The organism is Dietzia kunjamensis (genome assembly GCF_045689975.1).
In the GTDB taxonomy this organism is placed as follows: domain Bacteria; phylum Actinomycetota; class Actinomycetes; order Mycobacteriales; family Mycobacteriaceae; genus Dietzia; species Dietzia kunjamensis.
Window position 1 is genome coordinate 2,589,956 of record NZ_CP143297.1, and the last position, 23,969, is coordinate 2,613,924.

The 23,969-nt window shown below is 70.7% G+C and carries 24 protein-coding genes and 1 tRNA gene; 13 read left to right on the top strand and 12 right to left on the bottom strand.

Features of this window, described 5'->3' with window-relative positions; all coding sequences use genetic code 11:
• Positions 1-35: 35 nt before the first annotated feature.
• A complete protein-coding gene (locus tag VZF99_RS12160) occupies positions 36-1,871 on the bottom strand; it encodes a DUF222 domain-containing protein (RefSeq protein WP_407334867.1) in 1,836 nt (611 codons plus the stop codon).
• Positions 1,872-2,196: 325 nt separating this feature from the next.
• On the opposite strand from VZF99_RS12160, the gene VZF99_RS12165 reads away from it, so the two are divergent.
• From VZF99_RS12165 to VZF99_RS12175, 3 genes are all read left to right on the top strand, one after another.
• Positions 2,197-2,400, top strand: a complete 204-nt coding sequence (locus VZF99_RS12165; RefSeq protein WP_067716139.1) for a hypothetical protein — start codon at positions 2,197-2,199, stop codon at positions 2,398-2,400.
• 231 nt (positions 2,401-2,631) lie between these two features.
• Complete coding sequence (locus VZF99_RS12170) at positions 2,632-3,684, top strand: TerC family protein (RefSeq protein WP_407334868.1); 1,053 nt, start codon at positions 2,632-2,634, stop codon at positions 3,682-3,684.
• Positions 3,685-3,868: 184 nt separating this feature from the next.
• Positions 3,869-6,679 carry an aconitate hydratase gene (locus tag VZF99_RS12175; protein WP_407334869.1) on the top strand — a complete coding sequence of 937 codons (2,811 nt, stop codon included), beginning with the start codon at positions 3,869-3,871 and terminating at the stop codon, positions 6,677-6,679.
• A 400-nt stretch (positions 6,680-7,079) separates the two neighbouring features.
• On the opposite strand, the gene VZF99_RS12180 is transcribed toward VZF99_RS12175, so the two are convergent.
• Positions 7,080-7,613, bottom strand: coding sequence for a cupin domain-containing protein (locus tag VZF99_RS12180; RefSeq protein ID WP_404850471.1), 534 nt, complete (start codon positions 7,611-7,613; stop codon positions 7,080-7,082).
• Between the two features lie 288 nt (positions 7,614-7,901).
• Here VZF99_RS12180 and VZF99_RS12185 point away from each other — a divergent pair, with 288 nt between their 5' ends.
• Positions 7,902-8,372 (top strand): hypothetical protein, encoded by a 471-nt coding sequence (locus VZF99_RS12185; protein WP_407334870.1) that lies wholly within the window; start codon positions 7,902-7,904, stop codon positions 8,370-8,372.
• A gap of 41 nt (positions 8,373-8,413) precedes the next feature.
• On the opposite strand, the gene VZF99_RS12190 is transcribed toward VZF99_RS12185, so the two are convergent.
• The 5 genes from VZF99_RS12190 to VZF99_RS12210 form a co-directional block, all read right to left on the bottom strand.
• Complete coding sequence (locus VZF99_RS12190) at positions 8,414-8,839, bottom strand: organic hydroperoxide resistance protein (RefSeq protein ID WP_407334872.1); 426 nt, start codon at positions 8,837-8,839, stop codon at positions 8,414-8,416.
• 164 nt (positions 8,840-9,003) lie between these two features.
• Entirely contained in the window at positions 9,004-9,645 is a 642-nt protein-coding gene (locus tag VZF99_RS12195; protein ID WP_185950768.1) for a hypothetical protein, read from the bottom strand.
• A gap of 106 nt (positions 9,646-9,751) precedes the next feature.
• The gene (locus tag VZF99_RS12200; protein ID WP_407334873.1) at positions 9,752-10,915 is read right to left on the bottom strand and encodes an RNA polymerase sigma factor; all 1,164 of its coding nucleotides are present in this window, start codon (positions 10,913-10,915) and stop codon (positions 9,752-9,754) included.
• A gap of 13 nt (positions 10,916-10,928) precedes the next feature.
• Positions 10,929-11,219 carry a DUF3072 domain-containing protein gene (locus VZF99_RS12205; protein WP_096906919.1) on the bottom strand — a complete coding sequence of 97 codons (291 nt, stop codon included), beginning with the start codon at positions 11,217-11,219 and terminating at the stop codon, positions 10,929-10,931.
• A 330-nt stretch (positions 11,220-11,549) separates the two neighbouring features.
• Positions 11,550-11,960 carry a YciI family protein gene (locus VZF99_RS12210; protein ID WP_154829938.1) on the bottom strand — a complete coding sequence of 137 codons (411 nt, stop codon included), beginning with the start codon at positions 11,958-11,960 and terminating at the stop codon, positions 11,550-11,552.
• 193 nt (positions 11,961-12,153) lie between these two features.
• Here VZF99_RS12210 and VZF99_RS12215 point away from each other — a divergent pair, with 193 nt between their 5' ends.
• Entirely contained in the window at positions 12,154-12,942 is a 789-nt protein-coding gene (locus tag VZF99_RS12215) for an SDR family NAD(P)-dependent oxidoreductase (RefSeq protein WP_407334874.1), read from the top strand.
• A 22-nt stretch (positions 12,943-12,964) separates the two neighbouring features.
• On the opposite strand, the gene VZF99_RS12220 is transcribed toward VZF99_RS12215, so the two are convergent.
• On the bottom strand, positions 12,965-13,420 hold the full coding sequence (locus VZF99_RS12220) for an ArsI/CadI family heavy metal resistance metalloenzyme (RefSeq protein ID WP_407334875.1): 456 nt from the start codon (positions 13,418-13,420) through the stop codon (positions 12,965-12,967).
• A gap of 98 nt (positions 13,421-13,518) precedes the next feature.
• Here VZF99_RS12220 and VZF99_RS12225 point away from each other — a divergent pair, with 98 nt between their 5' ends.
• From VZF99_RS12225 to VZF99_RS12250, 6 genes are all read left to right on the top strand, one after another.
• Positions 13,519-13,878, top strand: coding sequence for an Rv2640c family ArsR-like transcriptional regulator (locus VZF99_RS12225; protein WP_407334876.1), 360 nt, complete (start codon positions 13,519-13,521; stop codon positions 13,876-13,878).
• A 118-nt stretch (positions 13,879-13,996) separates the two neighbouring features.
• A tRNA-Gly gene (locus VZF99_RS12230) sits at positions 13,997-14,069 on the top strand.
• A 63-nt stretch (positions 14,070-14,132) separates the two neighbouring features.
• On the top strand, positions 14,133-15,017 hold the full coding sequence (locus VZF99_RS12235; RefSeq protein WP_407334877.1) for a DUF1295 domain-containing protein: 885 nt from the start codon (positions 14,133-14,135) through the stop codon (positions 15,015-15,017).
• Positions 15,014-16,162 (top strand): FAD-dependent oxidoreductase, encoded by a 1,149-nt coding sequence (locus tag VZF99_RS12240; protein ID WP_407334878.1) that lies wholly within the window; start codon positions 15,014-15,016, stop codon positions 16,160-16,162. The genes VZF99_RS12235 and VZF99_RS12240 overlap by 4 nt, the downstream gene beginning before the upstream one ends.
• A gap of 16 nt (positions 16,163-16,178) precedes the next feature.
• Positions 16,179-17,366, top strand: a complete 1,188-nt coding sequence (locus VZF99_RS12245; RefSeq protein WP_407334879.1) for a GDSL-type esterase/lipase family protein — start codon at positions 16,179-16,181, stop codon at positions 17,364-17,366.
• Positions 17,363-17,608: a DUF6480 family protein gene (locus tag VZF99_RS12250; protein ID WP_407334880.1), complete on the top strand. Its 246-nt coding sequence runs from the start codon at positions 17,363-17,365 to the stop codon at positions 17,606-17,608. Before VZF99_RS12245 ends, VZF99_RS12250 begins: the two co-directional genes overlap by 4 nt.
• A 70-nt stretch (positions 17,609-17,678) precedes the next feature.
• Here VZF99_RS12250 and VZF99_RS12255 read toward each other — a convergent pair whose 3' ends face one another.
• Positions 17,679-18,209 (bottom strand): hypothetical protein, encoded by a 531-nt coding sequence (locus VZF99_RS12255; RefSeq protein ID WP_407334881.1) that lies wholly within the window; start codon positions 18,207-18,209, stop codon positions 17,679-17,681.
• A gap of 88 nt (positions 18,210-18,297) precedes the next feature.
• On the opposite strand from VZF99_RS12255, the gene VZF99_RS12260 reads away from it, so the two are divergent.
• Together VZF99_RS12260 and VZF99_RS12265 are read left to right on the top strand one after the other, a co-directional pair.
• Positions 18,298-18,840 carry a DNA starvation/stationary phase protection protein gene (locus tag VZF99_RS12260; protein ID WP_317468881.1) on the top strand — a complete coding sequence of 181 codons (543 nt, stop codon included), beginning with the start codon at positions 18,298-18,300 and terminating at the stop codon, positions 18,838-18,840.
• A 156-nt stretch (positions 18,841-18,996) separates the two neighbouring features.
• Positions 18,997-20,040: an NAD(P)-dependent alcohol dehydrogenase gene (locus tag VZF99_RS12265; protein ID WP_407334882.1), complete on the top strand. Its 1,044-nt coding sequence runs from the start codon at positions 18,997-18,999 to the stop codon at positions 20,038-20,040.
• Between the two features lie 48 nt (positions 20,041-20,088).
• Here the strand turns inward: VZF99_RS12265 and VZF99_RS12270 are convergent, their stop codons facing one another.
• From VZF99_RS12270 to VZF99_RS12280, 3 genes are all read right to left on the bottom strand, one after another.
• A complete protein-coding gene (locus VZF99_RS12270; protein WP_407334883.1) occupies positions 20,089-20,466 on the bottom strand; it encodes an excalibur calcium-binding domain-containing protein in 378 nt (125 codons plus the stop codon).
• Between the two features lie 99 nt (positions 20,467-20,565).
• Positions 20,566-21,252, bottom strand: a complete 687-nt coding sequence (locus tag VZF99_RS12275; RefSeq protein WP_407334884.1) for a hypothetical protein — start codon at positions 21,250-21,252, stop codon at positions 20,566-20,568.
• 37 nt (positions 21,253-21,289) lie between these two features.
• A complete protein-coding gene (locus tag VZF99_RS12280; protein ID WP_407334885.1) occupies positions 21,290-23,875 on the bottom strand; it encodes a LuxR C-terminal-related transcriptional regulator in 2,586 nt (861 codons plus the stop codon).
• Positions 23,876-23,969 lie beyond the last annotated feature (94 nt).

Sequence of the window (23,969 nt, forward strand, 5' to 3'; positions counted from 1 at the left end):
CACCCAGCTACTGCGCCGCAAACTGCGCGGTCAGGTCAGAAGGGTGGTGGGTCGATGAGTTCGTCGAGGCGTTCGTGGAGTAGGGCGCGGATGCTTTTTTCGATGTCGCTGTGGTGGGGTTTGTTGCGGGCCCACCAGCGGCTGGCGCTCTCGGGGGTGGCGCTGGCGGGGGTGGCTTTCTCGGGCGCGGTGTCGGTGGCCGCGCCGGCGCTGGAACCGGCGCCGCCTGTGCTCGTGCCGTTCCCGGTGCCCGTCCCGGTGCCGGGCGCGGGTGGGGTGGGGTCAAAGGTGCGGGCGCGTTCGGCGTTGCGGCGTTCGGTGCGGTGGCGGGCCGCGCGGCGCGACCAGAACGTCGGCTCCGCGTCGGCCTGCTCGTCACCGGTGGGCCCGGGGCTGCGGCGTTGCTGCCGGGTCCACGCCTCGGTTTCGGCGCGCGCCTGTTCACGCCGGTACTCGGCCAGCGGACCGGAGGGCCGGGTGAGCATGGTCGAACCGTCCGGGGTGCGCACCAGCAGGGTGCCGTCGGGCTGCAGGTCGTAGATCCAGTCGGAGAAGGTCTTGAACCGGTGATGGCGCCGGCACATCGCGGCGAGGTTGCCCTCGATGGTGTGTCCGCCCCGTTGGGGGTCGGCGTGATCGAACGGCACCACATGGTCCAGATCGCAGGCCTCGGCCGGGATCGCACAACCGGGGTGGCGGCAGGTGCCATCGCGCAGCCGGATCCGGCGGGCCAACTGGGCACCGGGCCGGTATTTCAGGGCGGCGCGGGAGTCATCGGCGGCGCCGATGCGCGGGTCGATGGGCTCGAGGGTGGCTCCGTCGCTGGTGGCGAGCATGTCCAGCAGGGCCTGCAGGGCGGCCTGGCCGGTGCGGGTGAACTCCACCCGGGCGCCGCCGGCGTCGCGGGCGGTGTTGCCGGTGGCGATGACGGTGACCTTCGGCCGCAACGCCACCCCGGCACCAGGCGCGCCGGGCCGGCCGGGGCGGGCCGCGGTGCCGGCCGGGGCGGCGTCGCCGCACACCAGGGACATCAGGGCGTCGGCGCGACGCTCGGCGATCGAGTAGTCCTCGACCTCGCCAGAGCCGCCAGCGCCGCCGGCGCCGGCGCCGGGGTCGGCGGTGTCGGCTTGGGTGTTGGCGGCGGCTTGGGCGTCGGCGTACGTGTGGTCTTTCACGCGGTGGTCGAGGGCCTCGGCCAGGACGGCGGCTTCCTCGGTGGCCAGGATCGCCGACACACTCGACATGCCGTCGACGCCCTTGTGGAACCGCACCCCGCGGGTGCGGGCCGCTTCCTGACGGCGCAGGCGGATGCCGTTCGCGTCGTAGCGGGCGATGATCGCATCGACGTTGCCGCGGATGGCTTTCTCGCCCATGCGCACCCCGCCCTCGATCGCGGCGAGATACTCCTCGACGACCTGCCGCTGCACCGCCTCGAGCACATCGACGTGGACGGTGGCCATCTGCGAGGCCAGGATATTCGCGGCCTGCAGATCCAGCCGCCCCTGCGCCATCGCGGACAGGATCGCCGGATACCGCAGGTGCAGATCGAGGGCGAAGGTGATCATCCGTTCGGCCCGGCCCGTCGAGATCGTCATCGCCGACACCACGTACCCGGCCGCGACATCGATCGGATCGAGCACGGCATGACCGGGCCGACACTCACCGCTGCCCGCCCCGGACTCCTCCCGGCGTTGGCATTCGACAAATAGCTCGTAACAGGCCACGAACCGGCGCGCCGCCGCACGATTCTCGCCCATCCACCCCTCCCGCGCCGCCGCCCGCAACCCCGACAGCGACACGGGCGCCGCGGAACCGGAACCGCCACCAGACGAGGAGGGGCCATCGGCCGCGGCGTCTTCGTTCCCGCCCATGTGCCCCACCCCCTGACCGTCCGGCTACCTGGTATCGAATCTGTGTTCTATGATACGCACACACATTCGAACAGGCAAGGGTTGAATCAGGATATTTCGCCACCCGAGGCCCAGCCCTCTTGACTGAAGCCCTCAACCAGCAAGGTGGACTCGTCGCAACAGGCCCCCTCCACGCCGCAAGATCCCCCCGAAGCATCGACCACAACAGGCTCTCGACCCGGGACGATGCCAGCGAGACGATCTTTCGTTACCGCCGCCCCTGGCGCCGCTCGCGGGAGGCTGCTAGAGGTGGAGGAACGCGCCCCTGCGCCAGGAGGAGGACGAGATGATCGCCGAGGACCGTATCGACCCGGACGAGTACACCCCGGGCCCGGATTCAGTCACCGCACCCGAGGAGTACGAGCCCGAGGTGACCGTCGAGGACCCCTTCCGCGAGGCAAATCCGGCCGACGTTGCCGAGCAGGCCATCGAGCTCCCCGCCGACGACGGCGACGGCGAAGCGGTGGGTGACGACGACGAGGTCGCCTGACCCTGCGCTCCGCGCCTGAGCCGGGCGCGCAGCGTGCCGAACCGGCAAGGGGTGCAGCCAAGGTGACGAATCCGCCGTTGCGCCGCCCTGCCGGTGCCGCTAACCTTGCAGCACCAGAAGGGGAGTATCCCTCACACGCGTCGTCGTCATTCCGGCCCTCGGGCCCGGCGGCGCGGGCCGACCAGGCCGGGAGAGACCTTCGATCACCCACTGATCGAAAGGTCCCCGATAATGCACACCCCTCTCTGGCTCTGGCTCGCGGTCATCGCCTTCATCGTCGTGATGCTGGCCATCGACCTCGTCGCCCACCGCAAAGCACATGTCATCGGCGTCAGGGAAGCCGCGGTGTGGTCTGCCGTCTGGATCGCCCTCGGCGTCGGCTTCGGCGCGATCGTCTGGGCGGTCTGGGGCGCGGACTTAGGCCAGCAGTACTTCGCCGGGTATCTCATAGAGAAGTCCCTGGCAGTGGACAATGTCTTCGTCTGGGCGATCATCTTCGCCCACTTCGCGGTGCCCGCCCAGTTCCAGCACCGGGTCCTGTTCCTCGGCGTCCTGGGCGCGCTGGTATTCCGCGGCATCTTCATCGCCGGCGGCGCGCTGCTCATCCAGAACTTCTCCTGGATCCTGTACATCTTTGCCGCATTCCTGCTGTACACGGGCTTTCGCATGATCCGCGAGCGCGACGAGCACCTCAACCCGGACCAGTCCCGCATTCTCGCGGTCTTCCGCCGGCTGGTGCCCATGACGGACACGTTCCACGGTCAGCGGCTGCTGGTCCGTAAGGGCGGGCTGATCATGGCCACTCCCCTGTTGGCTGTGCTGGTGCTGGTCGAGACGACCGATGTGGTCTTCGCCGTCGACTCCATTCCCGCCATCTTCGCGGTCACCGACGAGGTGTTCCTGGTCTTCACGGCCAACGCGTTCGCGATCCTGGGCCTGCGCGCGATGTACTTCCTGCTGGCGGATCTGGTCCACCGGTTCGTCTACCTCAAGATCGGGCTGGCCCTGGTGCTGATGTGGGTGGGCGTGAAGATGCTGCTCAAGATCGACGTCTTCTACATTCCGACCCCCATCTCGCTGGCCGTGATCGCGACCATCCTCACCGTGTCGGTCGTGGCGAGCCTGCGGGCCACGCGTGGTCACGAGCGCCAGAGCCTGCCGACACCGGCCGAGCCTCCGTTCCGCATCGCCACCGCCGAGGAGGACGCGCAGCTCGAGCCGCTGTTCCGTCGCGGGCGGACGCGCGGCGTGTCAGAGGACTCCCCCGCCGCGACACCACGCTGACCGTTGCCGAAGAGCATCCCGCGCACACCCCGCGAGAAGCGGGTGCGCGGGACCCTCTCGAGCCCCGGCCCGGGTACGCGTGACGCCTTATAACTTCCGATTTTCGGGAGTAGGGTCGGCAACAACGCCGGTGATCCTCGTCACTAGCACGGGCCGCACCGGCACCTCTACGAAAGGGCCGGTCATGAGTGTCAACAGTTTCGGTTCGAGGGATTCGCTGGCAGTCGGGGGCGTGGACTACGAGGTCTACCGACTCGATCAGGTCTCCACCGCGGTCCCGCTCCCCTACAGCCTCAAGGTCCTGCTGGAGAATCTCCTGCGCAACGAGGACGGCCGAGTGGTGACGGCCGAGCAGGTCGAGGCACTGCGGGAGTGGACTCCCCAGTCCCCGCCGGAGCGGGAGATCCAGTACACGCCCGCCCGGGTGCTGATGCAGGACTTCACCGGGGTGCCGTGCGTGGTGGATCTGGTCGCGATGCGCGATGCCATCACCGACCTCGGCGGCGACCCCAAGAAGATCAATCCGCTCATCCCCGGCGAGCTCGTGATCGACCACTCGATCATCGCGGACGTATTCGGCCGCCCGGATGCGTTCGAGGTCAATGCCGAGCTGGAGTTCGGCCGCAACCAGGAGCGCTACCAGCTGCTCCGGTGGGCGCAGGAGTCGTTCGCCGACTTCGTGGTGGTCCCGCCGAACACCGGCATCTGCCACCAGGTCAACCTCGAATACCTGTCCCGGGTCGTCTTCACGCGCGAGGGGACCGACGGTATGACCCAGGCCTACCCGGACACGCTCGTCGGTACCGACTCCCACACGCCGATGGTCAACGGTCTCGGCGTGCTGGGCTGGGGCGTCGGCGGCATCGAGGCGGAGGCCGCGTTGCTCGGCCAGCCGATGAGCATGCTGATCCCGCAGGTCATCGGGCTCAAGCTGACCGGCGAGTTGCGGGAGGGCACCACGGCAACCGATCTCGTCCTCACAGTCGCGGAGCTGCTGCGCCAGACCGGCGTCGTGGGCAAGTTCGTGGAGTTCTTCGGCCCCGGTGTCGCCGCGGTCCCGCTGGCCAACCGGGCGACACTGGGCAACATGAGCCCCGAGTTCGGCTCGACGTGCGCCATCTTCCCCGTGGACGACGAGACTCTCGACTACCTGCGGCTGACCGGTCGGTCGGAGCAGCAGATCGAGCTGGTCGAGGTCTATGCCAAGGAGCAGGGCCTGTGGCACGACCCGGACAACCCTGCCGAGTACAGCGAGATCATCGAGCTGGACCTGGGGACGGTGGTGCCCTCGATCGCCGGACCCAAGCGGCCGCAGGACCGCATCGCGCTGGGTGATGCGCCGGCCGTGGTGCTGGGCAATCTCGACGAGGAGAAGAACCGGTCGGAGAAGGACGACGGGAGCCTGGATGACGCCTCGGCGGACTCCTTCCCCGCCAGCGACCCGGTCTCCCCCGGTTCCACTACGGCGAAGAACGAGCCTCCCCGCCACTACTCAGAGGAGCAGCTGACCGCCAACGCCAAGCTCGGGTGGCCGAGCGATCCGGCGGAGATCATGATCGACGGTGACGAGTCGCCGGTGATCTTCGACCACGGGGACGTGGTCATCGCGGCGATCACCTCGTGCACCAACACGTCCAACCCCTCGGTGATGATCGGAGCGGCGCTGCTGGCCAAGAAGGCCGTGGAGCGTGGTCTGAAGCCCAAGCCGTGGGTCAAGACGACGTTGGCCCCCGGGTCTCGGGTCGTCACCGACTACTACGACCGGTCCGGCCTCACCCCGTACCTGGAGGAGCTCGGGTTCGATCTGGTCGGCTACGGCTGCACGACGTGTATCGGCAACTCCGGGCCGCTGACCCCGGCGGTGAGCAAGGCGGTCAATGACAAGGACCTCAACGTCGCCGCGGTCCTGTCGGGAAACCGCAACTTCGAGGGCCGCATCCACCCGGAGGTCAAGATGAACTTCCTGGCGTCCCCGCCGCTGGTCATCGCCTATGCGCTGGCCGGGACGATGCGCAAGAACCTGCTCGAGGACCCGATCGGAACGGGCTCTGATGGCGAGCCGGTCTACCTCCGTGATGTGTGGCCCAGCTCGGCGGAGATCAAGGAGGTCGTGGACGCCAATCTCGAGGCAGACATGTTCACCAAGGGCTACGCCGACGTCTTCGACGGGGACGACAACTGGCGCGGCATGGACGTGCCGGGGGGTGACAAGTTCGAGTGGATCGAGGACTCCACCTACATCCGCCGGCCGCCGTACTTCGACGGAATGGCGGTCGAGCCCGAGCCGATGCGGGACATCACCGACGCCCGCGTCCTGGCGCTGCTGGGCGATTCTGTGACCACGGACCACATCTCACCGGCCGGGGCGATCAAGCCCAGTTCGCCCGCGGGCGAGTACCTCCAGCAGCAGGGGGTCGAGCCGGCGGACTTCAACTCGTACGGGTCGAGGCGCGGCAATCACGAGGTGATGATCCGCGGCACCTTCGCCAACGTCAGGCTCCGGAATCTGTTGGCGCCCGGCACCGAGGGCGGGGTCACCACCCACTTCCCCAGCGGTGAGCAGACCAGCATCTATGACGCCTCGAACCGCTACGCCGAGGAGGGCGTGCCGTTGGTGGTGATCGCCGGGGCCGAGTACGGGTCCGGCTCGTCGCGGGACTGGGCGGCCAAGGGTACGTCCCTGCTGGGGGTACGGGCGGTGATCGCGCAGTCGTACGAGCGGATCCACCGCTCGAACCTCATCGGGATGGGTGTCCTGCCCCTGCAGTTCCCGGAGGGAGAGTCCGCCGAGAGTCTCGGCCTCAAGGGCGACGAGTTGTTCTCCATCACCGGGCTCGAGGGCCGGGACAGCGTTCCGGAGGAGGTGACGGTCCGGGCCGGCGAGGGCGACTCGGCGGTCGAGTTCACGGCGAAGGTCCGCATCGACACCCCGGCGGAGGAGGCGTACTACGAGCACGGCGGCATCCTGCCGTACATGCTCCGGCAGATGCTCTGACACGGCCCCCCACGCCGCGCCCTACGCCCCAGCCCAACGTCGCAGCCCACCGTCGCGAAGAGCGTTCCGCACACGTTCCGCGAGAGGTGGGTGCGCGGAACCGTCTTGTCGATGACGCGCGAGGTGGCTCGCGGGGTGTCGACGACGACGACAACGACGACGACGACGAGGTGGGCGCCCGCTGACGCCCCGCGGTTGCGGAGAGAGCCGAACCGGCGCCGCTGCTCGGCGCAGGTAACGTCCTACACCATGCAGCCCTCGCCGGATCAGGCTTCCTAGACCCCGCCCGACCAGCCCGAGGTCATCCTAGATCGCCACGGCGAGAACCTGACGGACATCATCACCGCGTTGGACAACTGCGATGCGGACGACGATGTCCCTCAGCCGACGAGCAGGCCGCTCACGCCTCACACTTGGTCAAGTCCGTCTCGAGGAGCTCCTGCCCGACCGGGGTGACGTAGGTCGCCATCAGAACCACGTCCTCCGTCCCGTGGTTCCGGCTCTCGTAGATCGAGCCCGCTTCCTCGATGTTCGAATCCCCGACGCGGTAGATGCGGGAGCCGCCGGGGTGGCGATCGGAGTAGTGCGTGAGTTCGCCCTGCTTGACGACGGCGATCAGAGATCCGTAGTGACAGTGTTCACCGGTGCTCGCCCCCGGCTCGATAGTGATCTCGCGGAAGGTCACCGAGACGCCGTCCTCGCCGCCGTCGACCTGTAGGTCGACGGGGCGGGCCTGTCGGCCCTGCACGATGTCGACGGCCAGGAAGGGCTGCGACCCCGCGATCGTCGAGGCGGGCGGGAGCGGCTCGATCGGGTTCACGGTCCTCACCTCGGGCGTCTCCGCCGTCGGGTCCTCGGGACTGCACGCGGCCGTGGCGAGGACGCAGACACCGGCGAGTAGTGCGAAGACGGATCTGGTCGCTCTCTGGTTCATGGCGTGCTCGTCCCTCAGTCGGCTCGGACCGTATGGGGATTTCGGTCGGCTCTGTGCACGTTATCAGCGAACGAGGGCGAATTCCGGCCTACGCCGTCCCGTGCAGCTGTGCTGGGGCCTCGCGTCCTGCGCCGATGACGACAACGGGGACGACGACGGGGATTGCGACGGGGACGACGACGACGAGGGCAGCCCCTTCCTCGAAGCTTCGCCGCGTCGCGGAAGGCGGAACCGGTCGCGCGACCCCGCTGCTAGCGTGGGGCCTCTCTCACCCACCCAGGAGTTGCCGTGCCCCTGCCCCATTTCGCGTGTCGTCGTCTCGGCCTCGCGGTCGCCCTGGCCGGCGCGGTGAGCGCGCTCGGCACCGCCACCGCTGCCGCCGATCCGGACGCCGCGGGACTGCCCGCCGCGGCGCCTCCGGTGCCCCGCGGGATGCCGCAGGTCGTCAGCGACGTGCTCGGGCCGGAGGACCCGGCGTTCTGGAACCCGGCGATCCCGGGGACGAGGGTCCTGACCCCGCTCGAGCCGCGCGCCGAGGTGATCTGCGCGACGGGTTTCGTGCCGGTCATCTCGTGTTCGACCATCAACAGGTGGGACTTCGCCTCGAGGCAGCGTTCGCTGGAGTTCGTCGACGTGCCCGTGATCGGTGGGCCGCCTCTACGGGTGTGGTTCGACGTGCCCCGCCTGGGTGACGGGTCCACGCGCGAGCCGGTGAACCGCGCCGTGACCTGGTGGCTGACGGATCGCACGCTCTCGTAGCCGACGTAGCCCACGGCCGGGGCCGGGGCTGGGGCCGGGCCTCAGTCCTCGCCGACCGAGACGGTCACCTCGATGTTGCCCCGCGTGGCCCGGGAGTACGGGCACAGCTCGTGGGCCAGCTTCGCGAGTTCGTCGGCCTGCTCGGCCTCGACGCCGGGGATGATGACCTCGAGGTCCACGGCGATGTCGATGCTCTCCTCGCCCGAGCGCACCAGTGACACCCGCGCGCCCACGGACGAGCCGTCGATCGTGACCTTCTTCGCCCGCGCCGCGCTCTGCAGGGCGGAGTGGAAGCAGGCGGCGTACCCGGCGGCGAACAGCTGCTCGGGGTTGTTGCCCTCTCCCGAGCCGCCGAGCTCCTTGGGCGGGGCCATCTTGAGGTCCACGGACTTGTCGGCGGTGGCGACGTGCCCGTCCCGGCCTCCGCCGGTGGAGAGTGCTTCGACGGTGTAGAGCGCATCGGACATTCGGGAATCTCCTCGGTCGGGGGCGTGTAGGTGTGGCCCAACGTACGCGGCGGCCGCGAGCGCTGCCGCCTGACCGCCGGGGGTCAGGCGAGTGGCCAGGCCGGCGATCAAGAGGGATTCGGAGCCACCTCCGCCGCGGACGTGTGCCCGCGCGGCCTCACCGATCAGAGCTCAGCCGCGGCCGCGTACCCCGCTGCGAGCTGCCGCAGGGTGGCGTGGTCCTGTCCGAGCAACCCCGTGGGTGAGCGGCGGTCCGGCAGCGAGTCGGCCGGCGCTGTCCACCACGCGGTGGCGGCCTCGGGGTAGTGGCCGGCGTCGAGCATCCGGTTGATCACGGCGACGATGTTGTCCGGGTCGCGCGGGTCGAAGTGGTCGAGCTGGAACCGCGGGTAGACCCAGCGTCGGTCGCCGCGGAGCACGATGAGCCGGCCGTCCCTCGCGAAGGTCCGCAGCGCATCTGCGGGTGTGGAGCCGGGGACCACGCCCCGCTCGATGAGGATCTCGCATGCCTCGGTGGAGCAGGCGTGGGGTACCTGCAGCACGGCGCTGTGCACTGCGGAGGCGATCATCGCCCGACGGGCGGCAGCGGCGGGGTCGGCGGGCGGCCGGAACGGGTCCCCTATCGGGAAGCGCGCTGCCCGGAGGGCTCCGTCGACCTGGTCGGCCACCCTGGCGAACGTCCTGCGCCGCCTCAACTCCCGCAGCATGACCTCGGTGAAGTGTCGGTCGTCGAGGTCCCGCAGGGCACGCTCCGCGGTGTCCTCGGACACGGACCTCCGTGACGCCGTCCGGTTCTGAAGAGTCATCGCGGGCACCTCGCCTTCTCCAGCGAATTTTAGACCGCGCAGTCGCCCACAGCGAGGGGCTGGGCCGACTCGAAACATGCTGGAAACGTGGCCGCCGGTACGGGTCTCAGGAGTGTGCCCGCCGCAGCTCGGCGGCCTTGCGGGCCAGGTACCGGCGCTCGGCCACCGACGTCGCCTCGGTGGCGGCGCGGCCGTACAGCCCGGCGGCCTCGCCGGTGTCCCCGGCATGTTCGTGGAGGTACGCCTGCGCGGCGGTGCGGCGGGGCAGCGACTCCGGCAGATCGACCAGCGCCGCCAGGCCGGCGTGCGGGCCGACGGCGTGGCCCACCGCGACGGCCCGCCCGAGCCGCGCCACGGGGTTGTCGCGCAGAGCGGCGATCGCGGCCTGCGCCTGGTACTCCCCCAGCTGGTCGCGTGCGAGCGCTGCCTGCAGGATCGCGACACCTTCCGCGATCGCTCGCGCGTCCCATCGGGTGCGGTCCTGCTCGGCGAGGGGGATGAGCTCGTCGTCGTCGCCGTCGTCGCCGTCGTCGTTGCTGTCACGGCCGGCCCCGCCGCTCCTGAACCGCGCGGCGCGGCGCGCGTGGTGCAGCAGCATCAACGCGAGCAGGCCCCGCACCTCGGGGTGGTCGATGGCCGCCGACAGCTGCCGGGTCAGGCGCAGGGCCTCGGCGGCCAGGTCGACCTCGCCGGTGTAGCCCTCGTTGAACACCAGGTACAGCACCCGCAACACGGTCGCCACGTCCCCGGGCCGGTCGAGGCGCTCGCCGGCGAGAGCGCGTTTGGCACGGCTGATGCGCTGCGCCATGGTCGCCTCCGGCACGAGGAACGCCCGCGCGATCTGGCGGGTGGTCAGCCCACCCACCGCGCGCAGGGTCAGCGCGATCGCCGACGGCATCGGCAGCGACGGGTGGGCGCACAGGAAGTACAGCCAGAGGGTGTCGTCGGTGGGTGTCGTCGCGGGACCCGGGGCCGTGCTCGGGTCACCGATGTCCGGAGGCGACGACGACGAGCCCGGCCCCTGCTCCTCCACCGCCCGTTGCTCACGACGCCGACGGGCGCCCTCGGAACGGACGATGTCGAGGAACCTGCGCCAGGCCACGGCGATCAGCCAGGCGCGGGGGTCGCGCGGTGGGTCATCGGGCCAGACGCGCAGCGCCTCGATGAGCGCCTCCTGGACGGCGTCCTCTGCAGTGGCGAAGTCGGCGCCGCGGCGGATGAGGATGCCGATGACCTGCGGCGTCAGCGTCCGGAGGTCGGGGGCGGTCATGGCACCGGTTCGTCTAGGCGTGGCCGGTGCGCGGGCTGTTCTTCTGCAGGCGGTCGATGTGCTCGGAGGCCTCGGCCTTGGTCAGCGTCGCCGGGAGCTCCTCGCCGGCCTCGCGGGCGAGGGTGTCGAGGTAGCTCTTCTGCGCCTCGGTCATGGGCTCGTCGCCGGTGACCCAGTCGTCGGGGTCACGCTGCACCGAGCTGCCGTCGGCGGTCCGGCCCTCGGGGACGGGCGAACCGAGGGTCTCCTCTGCGCGGTTCTGGTTCTCGTCGGGCATCGGGGTGGTCGCGTCCGGGTTGGTCATGCCCGCACGGTACGCCCGAGCCGGAGGCCGGACCACCGCCGCGAACGGACCCGTGGCGGTTGAGGCGACGAACCGCAGGAGGTCCGATCGGACGCCCCCGTGTGCCGACTTCTCGCTTCGGCTCACCAGCTGACCTGTCGGATTCCGCCTGACCTGTCAGAATCCGCCTGACCCGTGGGATCCCGCAGGTGAGTCGGAATCGGACAGGTCAGGTGGTGCGCCCGGTGCGCATCCCGTCGAGCGCTGGGCTGGCCGGGGTCTCTGCGGGCCCGTTGATGAGGACTCGGGCCCGCGAGCTCTCCTGCGGACCCGGGTCACGCGACCGACCAGTCAGTCCTCGATCTCCGTGGGGGCGGTGAGCAGGGGCCGCAGTTCTAGCCACTCGCGGATCGGTTCGCCGCCCGGGCCCGGGGCCGCGGACAGCTCGGATGCGAGCTCAAGTGCCCGGTCGTAGTCGGCCACATCGATGATCATCCAGCCGGCGATCAGGTCCTTGGTCTCGGCGAACGGGCCGTCGGTCAGCGGCGGGCGGCCCTCGCCGTCGTACCGCACCCACGTCCCCGACTCCGACAGCGCGTGGGAGTCCACGTACTCCCCGGAGTCCCGCAACCGGTCCGCGAAGTCCTCCATGTACTGGAAGTGGGCGGCGACGTCGTCGGGGTCCCATTCGCCCAGCGGCGGATAGGTGGGCTCCTCCGGAGCGGAGCCGCGGTAGTGCTTGAGCATCAAATACTTGGCCATGGCAGAACCTCCTCGTGCTGTGCGACCCAGTGTGGTCGCTTCACCGGGGAGACGGAACAGGTCGCGGGTTCTCGACATCGGGCCGCCGCCCACCGCCATAGCCCGACCCGTCACCGATCCGCCGCGCCTGGCGGAGAGTTTCTAGTAGAACTTGTTCCAGTAACCGATTTAAGAAACCGACTTAAGGATGGGCATGGGAACTCTGGACGGACGGGTGGCCGTGGTGACCGGCGCCGGGATGGGCATCGGCCGGGGGATCGCCGGGGCGCTGGCCCGCGAGGGCGCGTCGGTGGTGGTGGCCGAGATCAACGAGGCCGCCGGCACGCACACCGCGCAGTGGCTGCGGGACGAGTGGGGTGCACAGGCCGAGTTCGTGCGCACCGATGTCACCGACAAGGAGCAGGTCCGGGCCATGGTGGACGCCGCCACCGACCGCTTCGGCCGCCTGGACATCCTGGTCAACAACGCCTGGCGGGGATCGGGGTTCGCCCGCCTGGAGAACATGACCGACGACAAGCTGCGCGCCGGCTTCGACATGGCCGTGATGGCCGCGTTCTGGGCGATGCAGGCGGCCCTGCCGGAGCTGGAGAAGCGTGGGACCGGCCGGGTGATCAACCTGTGCTCGCTCAACGGCGTCAACGCACACATGTACTCGGTGCAGTACAACGCGGCCAAGGAAGCGCTGCGGACCCTCACCCGCACGGCCGCCCGGGAGTGGGCGCCGCGTCAGGTGTGCTGCAACGTCATCTGCCCCGGCGCGCAGAGCGAGGCCTATCGGCGGGTGGCGGAGGCCGATCCGGAGATGGCGGCGGGCATGGCGGCGGCCAACCCGATGGGCCGCGTCGGCGACCCGCTCGCCGACATCGGCCCGGTGGCGGCGTTCCTCGCGGGCGACGCCAGCCGCTACCTCACCGGCAACACCCTGTTCGTCGACGGTGGGGCGCACATCAACGGTGTGCAGTGGGCGCCGTCGGTGGACTGAGGAACGACGACGACGAGGGTCTTCAGCAGCAGGACGTGCCCGCGGTCGCGGCCTCCTCGGAACGGGTCGAATCGGCCGGGTCGTCGAGGTGCTGTGGGCTCGTGCCGAAGGTCTCGGTGTCGGCGAGGACGGTGTAGACCTCCCACTTCTCCCCCGCCGGCCCGGTGACCCACACCTTGTCCTGGGTGGCGAAGCAGCAGGTGGTGCCGATCTCCTCGTCGGTGAACAGCCCCTCGTCGGCCAGACGGGCGATCTCGGCGTGCACCTTCTCCGACGATTCGACCTCCACCCCGAGATGGTTGATGGAACCGCCCTTGCCGGGGTTCTCGAGCAGGACGAGCTTGAGCGGCGGCTCGGCGATCGCGAAGTTCGCGTAGCCCGGCTTGAGCTTGGCGGGCTGGACGCCGAAGAGCTTCGAGTAGAACGTCACCGCCTCGTCGAGGTCGTCGACGTTGAGGGCGAGTTGAGCGCGGGACATGGTGACCTCCACCTGTGTGACGTATATCGAATTAGTGGGCTGACGCCAGAATGCTCCCGCTCTTCGATATATGTCAAGAGGGTCGGTAGGATCGGTCCATGCCTCGACCGCTCCCGGTGATCGACGTCAGCGGACCCATCTGCTGTGAGCCCGTGTCGGCCGCCCCCATGAGCGATGCGGCCGCCCTCGAGCTGGCACTGCGCCTCAAGGCCCTCGCCGACCCGGTCCGCCTCAAACTCGTATCGCTCCTGCTCACCGACAGCGGCGACGGCGTGTGCACCTGCGACCTGGCCGCAGGTGTCGACCTGGCCGAGTCGACCGTGAGCTACCACCTCGGGCAGCTGCGCAAGGCCGGCATGGTCGACTCGCAGCGCCGCGGCATGAACGTCTACCACCGGGCCCGCGCCGAGTCGCTCGACGCCCTGCGCGGGGTGCTCGACCCGAACTGCTGCCGCTGACGGGACGGTCGGACCCCCGCGGCGCCACCATTCGACCACCCCGCCCGAGACGACCCGGACGCGTGGGCTAGAGTCTTTTCTCGCAGCGCAGCACGCGACAGCGGGCTGACGATGCAATGCGGATGTGGCGCAGCTGGTAGCGCATCACCTTGCCAAGGTGAGGGTCGCGAGTTCGAATCTCGTCATCCGCTCTCACGGAACCGGCATTGGCCGTTTCCCCGACCTGCAGTCGAGTGCCGCTCTACCCTCCTGACATGAGTCGAGGCGCGTCCCTCCTGCGAATCACCGTCGCGTACGTCATCGCCATCGCCGCCGGGTTGGCGTGGCTGGCGTGGGGTCCGGATACCGGGCAGCTGTGGCTGGACGGGTTGATCGCCGACCTCGTCGCGACGCTGGTGATCTTCGCGTTCAGCCGCGCCTTCCGGAACTCGAGCACCTACGACGCCTACTGGTCGGTGATCCCGCCGCTGCTGGCGTTCTACTGGTGGGTCGCCGCCGACGCGGGCGTGAACGACGCGCGCTGGTGGCTCATGATGGTGGTGCTGGTGACGTGGGCGATCCGCCTGACGGCCAACTGGGTCCGCACCTTCCCCGGCATGCACCACGAGGACTGGCGCTACCCGATGGTCCGTGAGCGGGCCGGGAGGTGGGGGCTCGTCGCCGACCTCATGGGCATCCACGTCTTCCCCACCCTGGTGGTGTTCGCCGGACTCATCCCCGTCTATGTCGTGGCCACACGCGCCGGGCAACCACTCGGCTGGCTGGACGTCGTCGCGTTCGCCGTCGGCATCGCCGCACTGGCCCTGGAGACGATCGCCGACCTGCAGATGCACCGCTTCCTCGCCACCCGCACGCCGGGCCAGGTGATGCAGACCGGGGTGTGGTCGTGGTCGCGGCACCCGAACTACGTCGGCGAGTGCGGCATCTGGCTGTCGATGGCCCTGTTCGGCCTGGCCGCCTGGCCCGGCGCGTGGTGGGTGTTCGTCGGCGCCGCCGCGATGCTCGCGATGTTCCTGGGCGTGAGCATCCCGATGATGGAACGCCGCAGCCTCGAACGCCGCCCCGAGTACGACGACGTCGTGCAGCGCGTGTCCCGGTTCCTCCCGCGGCCGCCCAGGAAGGCCACCGCCCGCGTATGACCCGGCCCCGCGTCGTGATCGTCGGCCTCGGCGACACGGGCGTCCTCACCGCCATCGCGTTGCGCAGGTACGCCGATGTCGTGGGCATCACCGCCACGCCGGAGTTCGTCAGCGGCCAGGAGCTCGGCCTGCGCCTGGCCCGGCCGGAGGCGTGGGAGCGGGACTATCGCATCGCCTACCGCCGGTTCCGTGGCCTCGACCGCACTCGCATCGTGCACGGTACCGCGGCCGGCCTGGACCCCGAGCAGCGGTGGGTGCGCGTCACCCGCGCTGACGGCACAGGGGGCGACAGCACAGTGGCCGAGGAACCGTACGACGTCGTCGTCGTCTCCACCGGGGTGACCAACGGCTTCTGGCGCCACCCCACCCTCCGGGACGCGGCAGACGTCGACGCCGAGCTCGCCTCGCCGCACCAGCGCCTCGCGGCGGCCGGGTCGGTGGCGGTGATCGGCGGCGGCGCGGCGGCGGTGAGCGCGGCCGCGCAGGTCGCCGAGCGGTGGCCGGACACGGCCGTGGACCTGTACTTCCCCGGTGAGCGCGCGCTGCCCCATCACCACCATCGCGTCTGGCTGCGCGTGCGGTCCCGCCTCGAGCGCCTCGGCGTGGGCCTGCACCCGGGTCACCGCGCGGCCCTGGCGCCCGACCACGACACCCGCCACCTCACCGGCGGGCCCGTCACCTGGACCACGGGGCAGCCGCCGGCCGACGCCGACGTGGTGCTCTGGGCGATCGGCCGCGTCACCCCCAACACCGCGTGGCTGCCCGGCGGGATGCTCGACGACCGCGGATTCGTCGCCGTGGAGCCGTCACTGCAGGTCACCGGGTATCCGGGGGTGTTCGCGGTCGGGGATGTCGCTGCCACCGACCCGCTGCGCACCTCCGCCCGCAACCGCGGTCACGTCCTGCTCGCGCGCAACATCCGGGCGCACTTGGCCGGCCAGCCGTTGCGCGACTACCGCCGGCCGCCGCGCCGATGGGGCTCGGTGCTCGGTCCGCTCCGTGACGGCCTGATCGTGTTCGCGCCCACCGGCCGAGGCGTGCGCGTGCCGGCGCGGGTCAACGACGTCGTGCTCCAGCGCCTCATCACCCGCCAGGGGATCTACGGCGGGGTGCGGCGCCGGCGGCGGCCGCGCAAGGCCCGGTAGTGGAGACTGGAGCCTCATGACGTTCCGCACTCCCCTGACGCCCGAGCTCCTGCGCGGTCACGAGTACCTCGAGACGACCTCGCGCGGGCTGCGACCGCACCGGCTTCCGGCCTGGGTCGGCGCCCGGTTCCCCGATCCGCAGTTGCTCTCAGTCGAGGCGCAGCCCTCCGGGGTCCGGGTCGCGGTGGTCACCGACGCGGAGAGCATCGAGCTGGTCACCCACCCCACCCGCCTCGCCTACCGCGGTATCCACCGTCCCCGCGGGAACATCGATCTGGTGGTCGACCACCGACTCGTCGCGAGTGACCGGCTCACCGGCGGCGACGCCATCGAGACGGACCTCCAGACCGGCGTGACCGAGCTCGTGCCCGGCCCACCGCACCTCACGCGATTCACCGGGCTGGGCGCCGGCGAGAAACTCGTCGAGCTGTGGCTGCCGCACAACGAGCAGGTCGAGCTCCTCGAACTCCGGACGGATGCCCCGGTGGCACCCGCGCCGACGGACAGGCGCCGCTGGCTCCACCACGGGAGCTCGATCAGCCACGGTTCCAACGCCACCTCGCCGGCGCGGACCTGGCCCGCCCTCGCGGCCCGGCTCGGCGGCGTGGACCTGCGCAACCTCGGCGTCGGCGGCAGCGCGCTCGTCGACCCGTTCATGGCCCGCGTCATGCGCGACACCCCCGCCGACCTGATCAGCCTCAAGCTGGGCATCAACGTCACCAACTCGGACTCGATGCGGCTGCGCGCGTTCGTCCCCGCGGTGCACGGGTTCCTCGACACGATCCGTGACGGGCACCCCACCACCCCGCTGCTGCTCGTCTCGCCGATCTACTGCGGGATCCACGAGGACACCCCGGGCCCCGGCGCATTCGATCCGGACACCTTCCGCACGGGCGAGGTGCGGTTCATCGCGACGGGCGAGACCGGGGACACCGCGCAGGGGCGGCTGACTCTCCGCGTCATCCGTGACGCGCTCGCGTCGATCGTGGAGGCCCGGGACGACGAGAACCTCCACCATCTCGACGGCACCGCACTGTACGGATCCGCGGACGCCGACGAGCACCCGCTCCCCGACGCACTGCATCCCGACACCGCCACGCATGAGCTGATCGGCACGCGCTTCGCCCGGCACGCGTTCGGGAGCGGGGGCCCCTTCGCTCCCGGCGATCGCACCCGTGGCGATTCGTGTACACACGGGCTATGACGACTACGCCCCCGGATCCGGATCCCAGCGACTCCCCCGACCTCGACGCGGGCGGCTCCCCCGTGGGTCCCATGACGCCGGACTCGGATTCCACCTCCCTGGCCTCGGACAGCGCTCGCACGGGCCAGAGCCCGACCAAGTCGAACTCGCGGGTCGGCATCGTGGTGCTGCTGGCGATCATCATCCTGGTGGTGCTGGTGCTGGTTTTCGGGCTCGTCGGGCGGATGTTCGGACTGGGGTGAGCGGACGGGGTGACGACGACGAGGGCCGCGGCAGAGTCCGATCCTGCCGCGGCCCTCGGTGCTCTGGGGCTCAGCTCCCGGCGACGGCGCCGATCAGCTGCCCGACGTCGATGTTGTTGATGAGGTCGGCGGAGAACACGGCGGGGTCGGCGCCGATGTCGCCCAGCGCGCTCGAGCCGGAGGTCAGCGACCCCAGACCCAGTCCCTCGAGGCTGCCGGTGACGGCTTCGGCGGGGTTGGGCTCGCGGATCGTCACGCAGGTGTTGATGGGGTTGGCGACCTTGCGGCCGCTGGCCAGGACGAGGGTCGTGGCGGCGCCGGTGTTGAGCACGTCGCCGGGGGTCGCGTCGTCGGGCACGCGGTAGGTGGTCTCGAGGGTGGCCTTGGCGTTGCCGGCGGTGGTCCATCCGGCCCCGGAGTGGCGGACGGAGTTGGTGGCGGAATCGCGGATCACGTCGTCGGTGACCGTCGACCACGTCTGGCCGCCGACCAGGTACCAGACGCTCTCCCGCGCCCGGACCAGCTCGAACCCGGCCGGGTGGAAGTCGTCGATCCGGCTGACCAGGGCCCCGGCGCCGCTGACGGTGGTCCGGAACGTCACGGTCTGCGAGGTGGCGCCGGTCGGCCGCCGGGCCGCACCGACGCGACGATCGGTCGCAACCGGCAGCCGCCGCCGCTACGGTCGAGCCATGCCTCAATTCACTGTTCCCGGACTGTCCACCGCCGACTCGGCCACGCTCGCCGAGACGCTGCAGAAGCGCCTGACGGCGTGCAACGACCTGCACCTCACGCTCAAGCATGTGCACTGGAACGTCGTGGGTCCCAACTTCATCTCGGTGCACGAGATGCTGGACCCGCAGGTCGAGCTGGTGCGCGGCTTCGCGGACGTGCTGGCCGAGCGCATCGCCACGCTGGGCGGTTCGCCGGTGGGTACGATGGGCGCGAACGCCGATCACCGCTCGTGGGATGACTACTCCCTCGGCCGGGACACCGCGCAGGCCCACCTCGGAGCGCTCGACAAGGTCTACGACGGCATGATCTCCGATCATCGCAAGGCCATCTCGGTGGCCGGCGACGTGGACCCGGTCACCGAGGACATCCTCATCGGCCAGACCGCGGAGCTGGAGAAGTTCCAGTGGTTCGTGCGCGCGCACCTCGAGAACGCCGCCGGCAGCCTGCCCACCGCTGACGACGCCTCGGAGAAGGCCGCCGCCAGGGACGCCTCCGCCTGAGCCGGGGCACGCGCTGAGCCGTCGGGCCGGACCCCTCCCCGGGGTCCGGCCCGCTGGCTTTTCTGGACAGCCGGCGCCTCTGGACAGCCGAGGGACACTTGTGACGGGCGTCACTCGCCTGGTGCGTCCTCCGGCGATTCAGCGAGGTGTGCAGCCATGAAGGCAGTCGTGTTCGAGGGTTTCAAGACCTTCCCCGTACTGAAGGATGTCGACCGGCCCTCCCCGGGCCCCGGCGAGGTCCTGCTCAAGGTGGCCGGTTCCGGTGCGTGCCATTCCGACGTGGGCCTGTTCCACGATTTCCCCGGCGATCCCACGGGCTTTCTCACCCCGCCGTTCACCCTGGGCCACGAGGTCTCTGGCTGGGTGGAGGAGCTGGGCCCGGGCGTCACAGGGCTGACGAAGAGCGATGCCTACCTGGTCTACGGACCGATCGGCTGCGGCCGGTGCAAGCCGTGTTCGCGCGGACAGGACACCTACTGCCAGGACGTGCCGTCGGTCGGCTACCTGGCCACCGGCCTGGGGCGCGACGGCGGGATGGCCGAGTACATGACCACCTACGCCCGCAACCTCGTCCCCCTCGGCGACGCCGACCCCGTGGCCGCGGCCCCACTCGCCGACGCCGGCCTGACCCCGTACCACGCCATCAAACGCGCGATGCCCCACCTCACCACGCCCGGGGCGACCGCGCTGTGCATCGGCCTCGGCGGTCTGGGCCTGGTCGGGGTGCAGATCATCCGGGCGCTCACCGGGGCCACCGTGTACGCCACCGACACCAAGCCCGACGCCGTAGCCGCCGCGGAGGCCGATGGCGCGATCGGTGTCCCGACCGACGGCGCCGCCGAGAAGGTCAGGGAGCTCACCGGCGGGCTCGGCGTCAACGCGGTGTTCGACTTCGTCGGCGCCGCCCCGACCCTCGAGCTCGCCGCGGCCTGCGTCGCCCAGCAGGGCTCGCTGACGGTGGTGGGACTGGCGGGCGACGACTTCCCCTGGAACGTCTTCCGCCTGCCTTACGAGGTCGATTTCTCCTCCACCTACTGGGGCACGCTCGAGGACCTCCACGAGGTGGTGGAGTTGTACCGGGCGGGCAGGATCTCGCCGGAGGTCCACGTGTATCCGCTCGACCGGGCGCTGGAGGCCTACCAGCAGCTCGTCGACGGCCAGATCAGCGGGCGGGCCGTGATCGCGCCGCACGGAACCTAACCCCGCGAGGACACCGCGCCCACCGCCCGCCGCAGGAGCCAGCCAGCCCTAGCGGTTGTCCCGCTCGCAGGCGATGCCGTCGTTGTCGCCGTCCATCAACGGATCGTAGTACTCGCTGCCGCGGTGGACGGGGGCCACTCCGAGGTCCCACGCCTCCCGGCATCCCGAGAGACTCCGGACCGGCGTGGTCGCGGGCGCGATCTCGACCGGCGCGGGCATGAACTGCGGGGCCCAGACCAGCGGGAACGGCAGGAGCGGCAGGGCGGCGGCGTCGAATCCCATCGGGACCGGAACGACGATCGGCGCGATGTCCGGCACGGCGATGACCCCCGATCCGACGGGGATCTCGGCGGCGACGGCGGAGGGGGCGGCGCCGAGAGCCACGAGAGTCGCCAGGCCGAGAGCAGTGAGGGAACGACGGATCATGGTGAGAACCTCGAGGGGAAGGCCATGCGAGTGGCGCTGAATAGTGAGCTCAGATTAACCGAGGTATGTTCACGTCGCTGACCGTTTCGCGCGGACGCATCACACGAGCATGCGCCGGGAATGCGACCGCGAGAGCTCATAGGTCTTGACGATCCAGAACGTCGCGAAGGCGTAGAGCGCGGCGGTCTCGACCAGGAACAGCCACAGGGTGGAGTCCATCAGCCAGGCGATGAGCAGCGCCAGGGCCGGGAAGAGCAGGACCAGCACCACCAGGATCCGATAGCCCCGGCGGTAGCTGCGCTGCAGCTCCGCGTTCGGGATGGAGGCGATTGTCTCCTGCCCGTAGAAGAAGATCGACAGTGCCGCCAGGACGAAGAAGGATGTGGCTGCCACCGCGTGGGTGATGCTCACCGCGTTCAGTCCGGGCATCACCGGGTCTTCGGTCGGGAAGAGGGCGACGACGATCGCGAGGGTGCCGGCGGCGTTGAGCAGCCAGTTCTCACCGCGCGTGTAGCCGCGGTACGCCACCAGAGCGACTCCGATCGCCACCAGCGTTCCGACGAACAGCCCGCGGGCCGGGGTGTAGTAGAAGGAGCTCAGTGAGTCCATCATCGGAAAATCGGGGTCGAGGGTGACCCACACCAGAAGTGCCACGGGCAGACCGATGGCGGCGCCGGCGATCACCATCCGGAGCACGAAGTACGTCTCCACGATGTAGGCCGCCGGGGCCTCGCAGAAGGTCGCCCGATCGCCCGGGGCCTGCCGACCACTCTCTGACTGCTGCACGCGCACACCTCGAATCCGACTCGGCCCCGCCGTGGTCTCAGCCTCGCAGTCGGGTGCCCGTCTTGGTGTAGATCCGGTTGAGGTGCCCCTCCACCGTCCGCTTGGACAGGTGCAGCTCGGCGGCGATCTCGGCGTTGGTCAGCCCCTGCCCGACCAGGTCGGCGATCTGGGATTCGCGGCGCGTCAACGAGACTCCGGCCGGAACCGAGACCGCCGGGCCACCGACGCGGGTGAGGCCGGCCAGTGGCCCGCCCAGCTCGGTGGTCGCGAGCATCCGCTCGGCCTGGGAGTGGAACTTCGATCCCGGCGACGCTGCATCGCGGGCACGGTCCGCGGCGACCGCCGCCACCATGTGCAGCCCGTACGTCCGGGCCCGGCGGGCCGCGTCCAGCAACAACCGGGGGTTGCGGGCCGACATCGCCACCGACAGGTCGCGTACCAGCACCGGCACGTCGCCGGTGACGTCCACCTCGGCCAGTGCCCGGCAGATCTCCGGGTCCGCGGTGAGGACCCCGGCCAGGGCAGCGCGGGTGGCGGCACCGTTCAGCCCCTCGTCGATCAGCGACCGGACGACCTCGCCCGCCTCGTCGGGGCGGCCCAGGCAGACGAGCACCCCCGCCTCCACGCCGCGGATCTCGGGACCCACCGGCGAGTTGGCGTACCCCGGGATGGCGCGCATCCGCTGCAGGTACTTCTCCGCCGTGGCCGCCTGCCCGGACATCGCCGCGGCCAGCGCGTACAACGACAGCGCACGGGACAGGAAGTCCTCGGGACCGTCCACCTCGACGATCGCCACCGCGTCGGACGCCGCACTGATCGCGGCCGGCAGGTCACCGGCGGCCAGTGAGATCTCGGCGTCGACCACCCGTCGCACGCCGTAATCGACACGCACGGAATCGTCCTGCTCCACGGCGACGACCGGCGCCAACTCGGTGAGCAGCGCAGTGATCCCGAAGCCGTGCAGCATCACCGACACCAGCGCCGCCAGGAACTCCTCCGACGCCCACGTCTGGTTGCCCATCGAGCGGGACCGGCGGGCCACGCGCCGGATGACCGCCAGGGCCGCATCGGACTGCCCCATGGCGTCCAGCGCGAGGGCGTGGATCGGCTCCAGGCGGCGCGCCCACTCGGCCGGAAGATCAGCGGTGAGCTCGCCGTAGGCGCGGGCCGCCTCGCGGTAACGGCCCGAGTAGCTCAGGTGCAATACGGCCAGCGCGTCGAGCACCGCGTGCCCCGGGTGGCCGGCGGGGAGCCACTGATGCGCTGAGGCGATCAGCGGAAGCGACTGCTCGGGGCCGCGGTCGCGGTAGTGCGCGAGGTCCGCGCGGGCCGTGACGTTCTCGATCAGCACCCGGGTGAACTCGGGCCCGCCGAGATCGCCCCGCAGACAGGTCAGCGACCGGTCGAGCATCGCGGCGGCCTCGGGCAGCCGGTCGAGCAACCGCAGGCACGAGCCCGCGATCAGCGACAGCTCGGCCTGCTGCAGCGGCGCGAGGGCGGGCCCCGCGCGATCGGTGGCGTCGTGGATCTCCACCCCGGTGCGGTAGTCGTGGCTGTCGAGCGCGGCGCGGGCCGCGGCCAGCACGCAGCCGGCGGCCATCGGACGGGCGTTGGTCAGCGCCCAGGCCACGATCCGCGGATCCGGTTGGAACAGGGCTGGCAGGCCGGCGACGCCGTCGCCCGCACCTTCGCCTGCGCCTACACCCACGCCTGAGCCTGCACCTGTGCCGTCCCCCTCATGGTGTCCCGCTCGTTCGCCGGCGCGATCGAGCACGGCGTCGTAGACCTCGCGGCGCCGCCGGTGATCGGCGCCGGCCCGCAGCGCCCTGGCCAGGACCGGCGGCTGGACCGACAGCACCTCGATGCCGCCCTCGTGCCGCTCGAGCAGCAGCCCGCGGGAGAGGAGGTCGCTCACCACGTCGTCGTCGTGGAGATGGACCAGGTCGGCGAGGGGGATGCGGCGGGCGAGCGCCGCGGTGGTCAGGGGGCCGGTGTCGGTGGCGGCGGTGCGGGGGTCGATCCACAGGTGCGGGTCGACGGCCACGCCCGCGATCGCGGTGGCGGGATCCTCGACGAGTTCCAGCCGATCGCGGGTGCGGCGGGTCAGCTTGCGGGCGGCGAGGTCGTCATAGGTGGCGCGCAGCGCCGTGAGATTGCCGTGCGAGCACGCCCACAGGGCCTCGACCAGCCGCGCCGAGACGGGCATCCCGACGGCCGCCGACACCACCTTCTCCGCTTCGCCGCGCGTGAGCGGACGCAGAGGCAGCCGGGTGGTGCGGACGCTCACCTCGTCGTCGTATCCGGGAGGCAGTGCTGCGCCCACCCTTGCCGATGCCACCAGGACCGCACCCGGGGGCACCTCGCGGGGCGGTCGAGGTCCGGCGCCGGCGACGCCGGACGCGCCGACCCCGGACAGCGCACCGGGACGATCCAGGTCGTCCCATATCACCACCGGAACCCCGGCGGCGCGGAGACCTGCAGCGATGTCAGCCGCGCACCGGCTGGCTCCCGCGCCCGGAGGCCCCACCACGAGCACGCCCCGCCGCGTGTCGACGCATCGTGCGGTCGCGCGTGCCACGGTGTCGGACCGCACCGCCGCACGGGTCGTGTTCCACGCGGGCACGGGGCCCTCCTCGCTGCGCCGGAAAAATCAGGTGTGACGCACTCTATCGACACCTGTCTGCGGCGGTACACGCTATAGGCAATCTGTTCCGTTC

Coding starts and splice junctions, on each gene's coding strand:
- VZF99_RS12250 (WP_407334880.1), top strand. CDS start 17,363: ATGACGACTACGCCCCCGGATCCGGATCCCAGCGACTCCCCCGACCTC.
- VZF99_RS12225 (WP_407334876.1), top strand. CDS start 13,519: ATGCCTCGACCGCTCCCGGTGATCGACGTCAGCGGACCCATCTGCTGT.
- VZF99_RS12260 (WP_317468881.1), top strand. CDS start 18,298: ATGCCTCAATTCACTGTTCCCGGACTGTCCACCGCCGACTCGGCCACG.
- VZF99_RS12180 (WP_404850471.1), bottom strand. CDS start 7,613: ATGAACCAGAGAGCGACCAGATCCGTCTTCGCACTACTCGCCGGTGTC.
- VZF99_RS12245 (WP_407334879.1), top strand. CDS start 16,179: ATGACGTTCCGCACTCCCCTGACGCCCGAGCTCCTGCGCGGTCACGAG.
- VZF99_RS12265 (WP_407334882.1), top strand. CDS start 18,997: ATGAAGGCAGTCGTGTTCGAGGGTTTCAAGACCTTCCCCGTACTGAAG.
- VZF99_RS12170 (WP_407334868.1), top strand. CDS start 2,632: ATGCACACCCCTCTCTGGCTCTGGCTCGCGGTCATCGCCTTCATCGTC.
- VZF99_RS12215 (WP_407334874.1), top strand. CDS start 12,154: ATGGGAACTCTGGACGGACGGGTGGCCGTGGTGACCGGCGCCGGGATG.
- VZF99_RS12160 (WP_407334867.1), bottom strand. CDS start 1,871: ATGGGCGGGAACGAAGACGCCGCGGCCGATGGCCCCTCCTCGTCTGGT.
- VZF99_RS12240 (WP_407334878.1), top strand. CDS start 15,014: ATGACCCGGCCCCGCGTCGTGATCGTCGGCCTCGGCGACACGGGCGTC.
- VZF99_RS12220 (WP_407334875.1), bottom strand. CDS start 13,420: ATGTCCCGCGCTCAACTCGCCCTCAACGTCGACGACCTCGACGAGGCG.
- VZF99_RS12205 (WP_096906919.1), bottom strand. CDS start 11,219: ATGACCAACCCGGACGCGACCACCCCGATGCCCGACGAGAACCAGAAC.
- VZF99_RS12190 (WP_407334872.1), bottom strand. CDS start 8,839: ATGTCCGATGCGCTCTACACCGTCGAAGCACTCTCCACCGGCGGAGGC.
- VZF99_RS12270 (WP_407334883.1), bottom strand. CDS start 20,466: ATGATCCGTCGTTCCCTCACTGCTCTCGGCCTGGCGACTCTCGTGGCT.
- VZF99_RS12165 (WP_067716139.1), top strand. CDS start 2,197: ATGATCGCCGAGGACCGTATCGACCCGGACGAGTACACCCCGGGCCCG.
- VZF99_RS12175 (WP_407334869.1), top strand. CDS start 3,869: ATGAGTGTCAACAGTTTCGGTTCGAGGGATTCGCTGGCAGTCGGGGGC.
- VZF99_RS12195 (WP_185950768.1), bottom strand. CDS start 9,645: ATGACTCTTCAGAACCGGACGGCGTCACGGAGGTCCGTGTCCGAGGAC.
- VZF99_RS12210 (WP_154829938.1), bottom strand. CDS start 11,960: ATGGCCAAGTATTTGATGCTCAAGCACTACCGCGGCTCCGCTCCGGAG.
- VZF99_RS12200 (WP_407334873.1), bottom strand. CDS start 10,915: ATGACCGCCCCCGACCTCCGGACGCTGACGCCGCAGGTCATCGGCATC.
- VZF99_RS12235 (WP_407334877.1), top strand. CDS start 14,133: ATGAGTCGAGGCGCGTCCCTCCTGCGAATCACCGTCGCGTACGTCATC.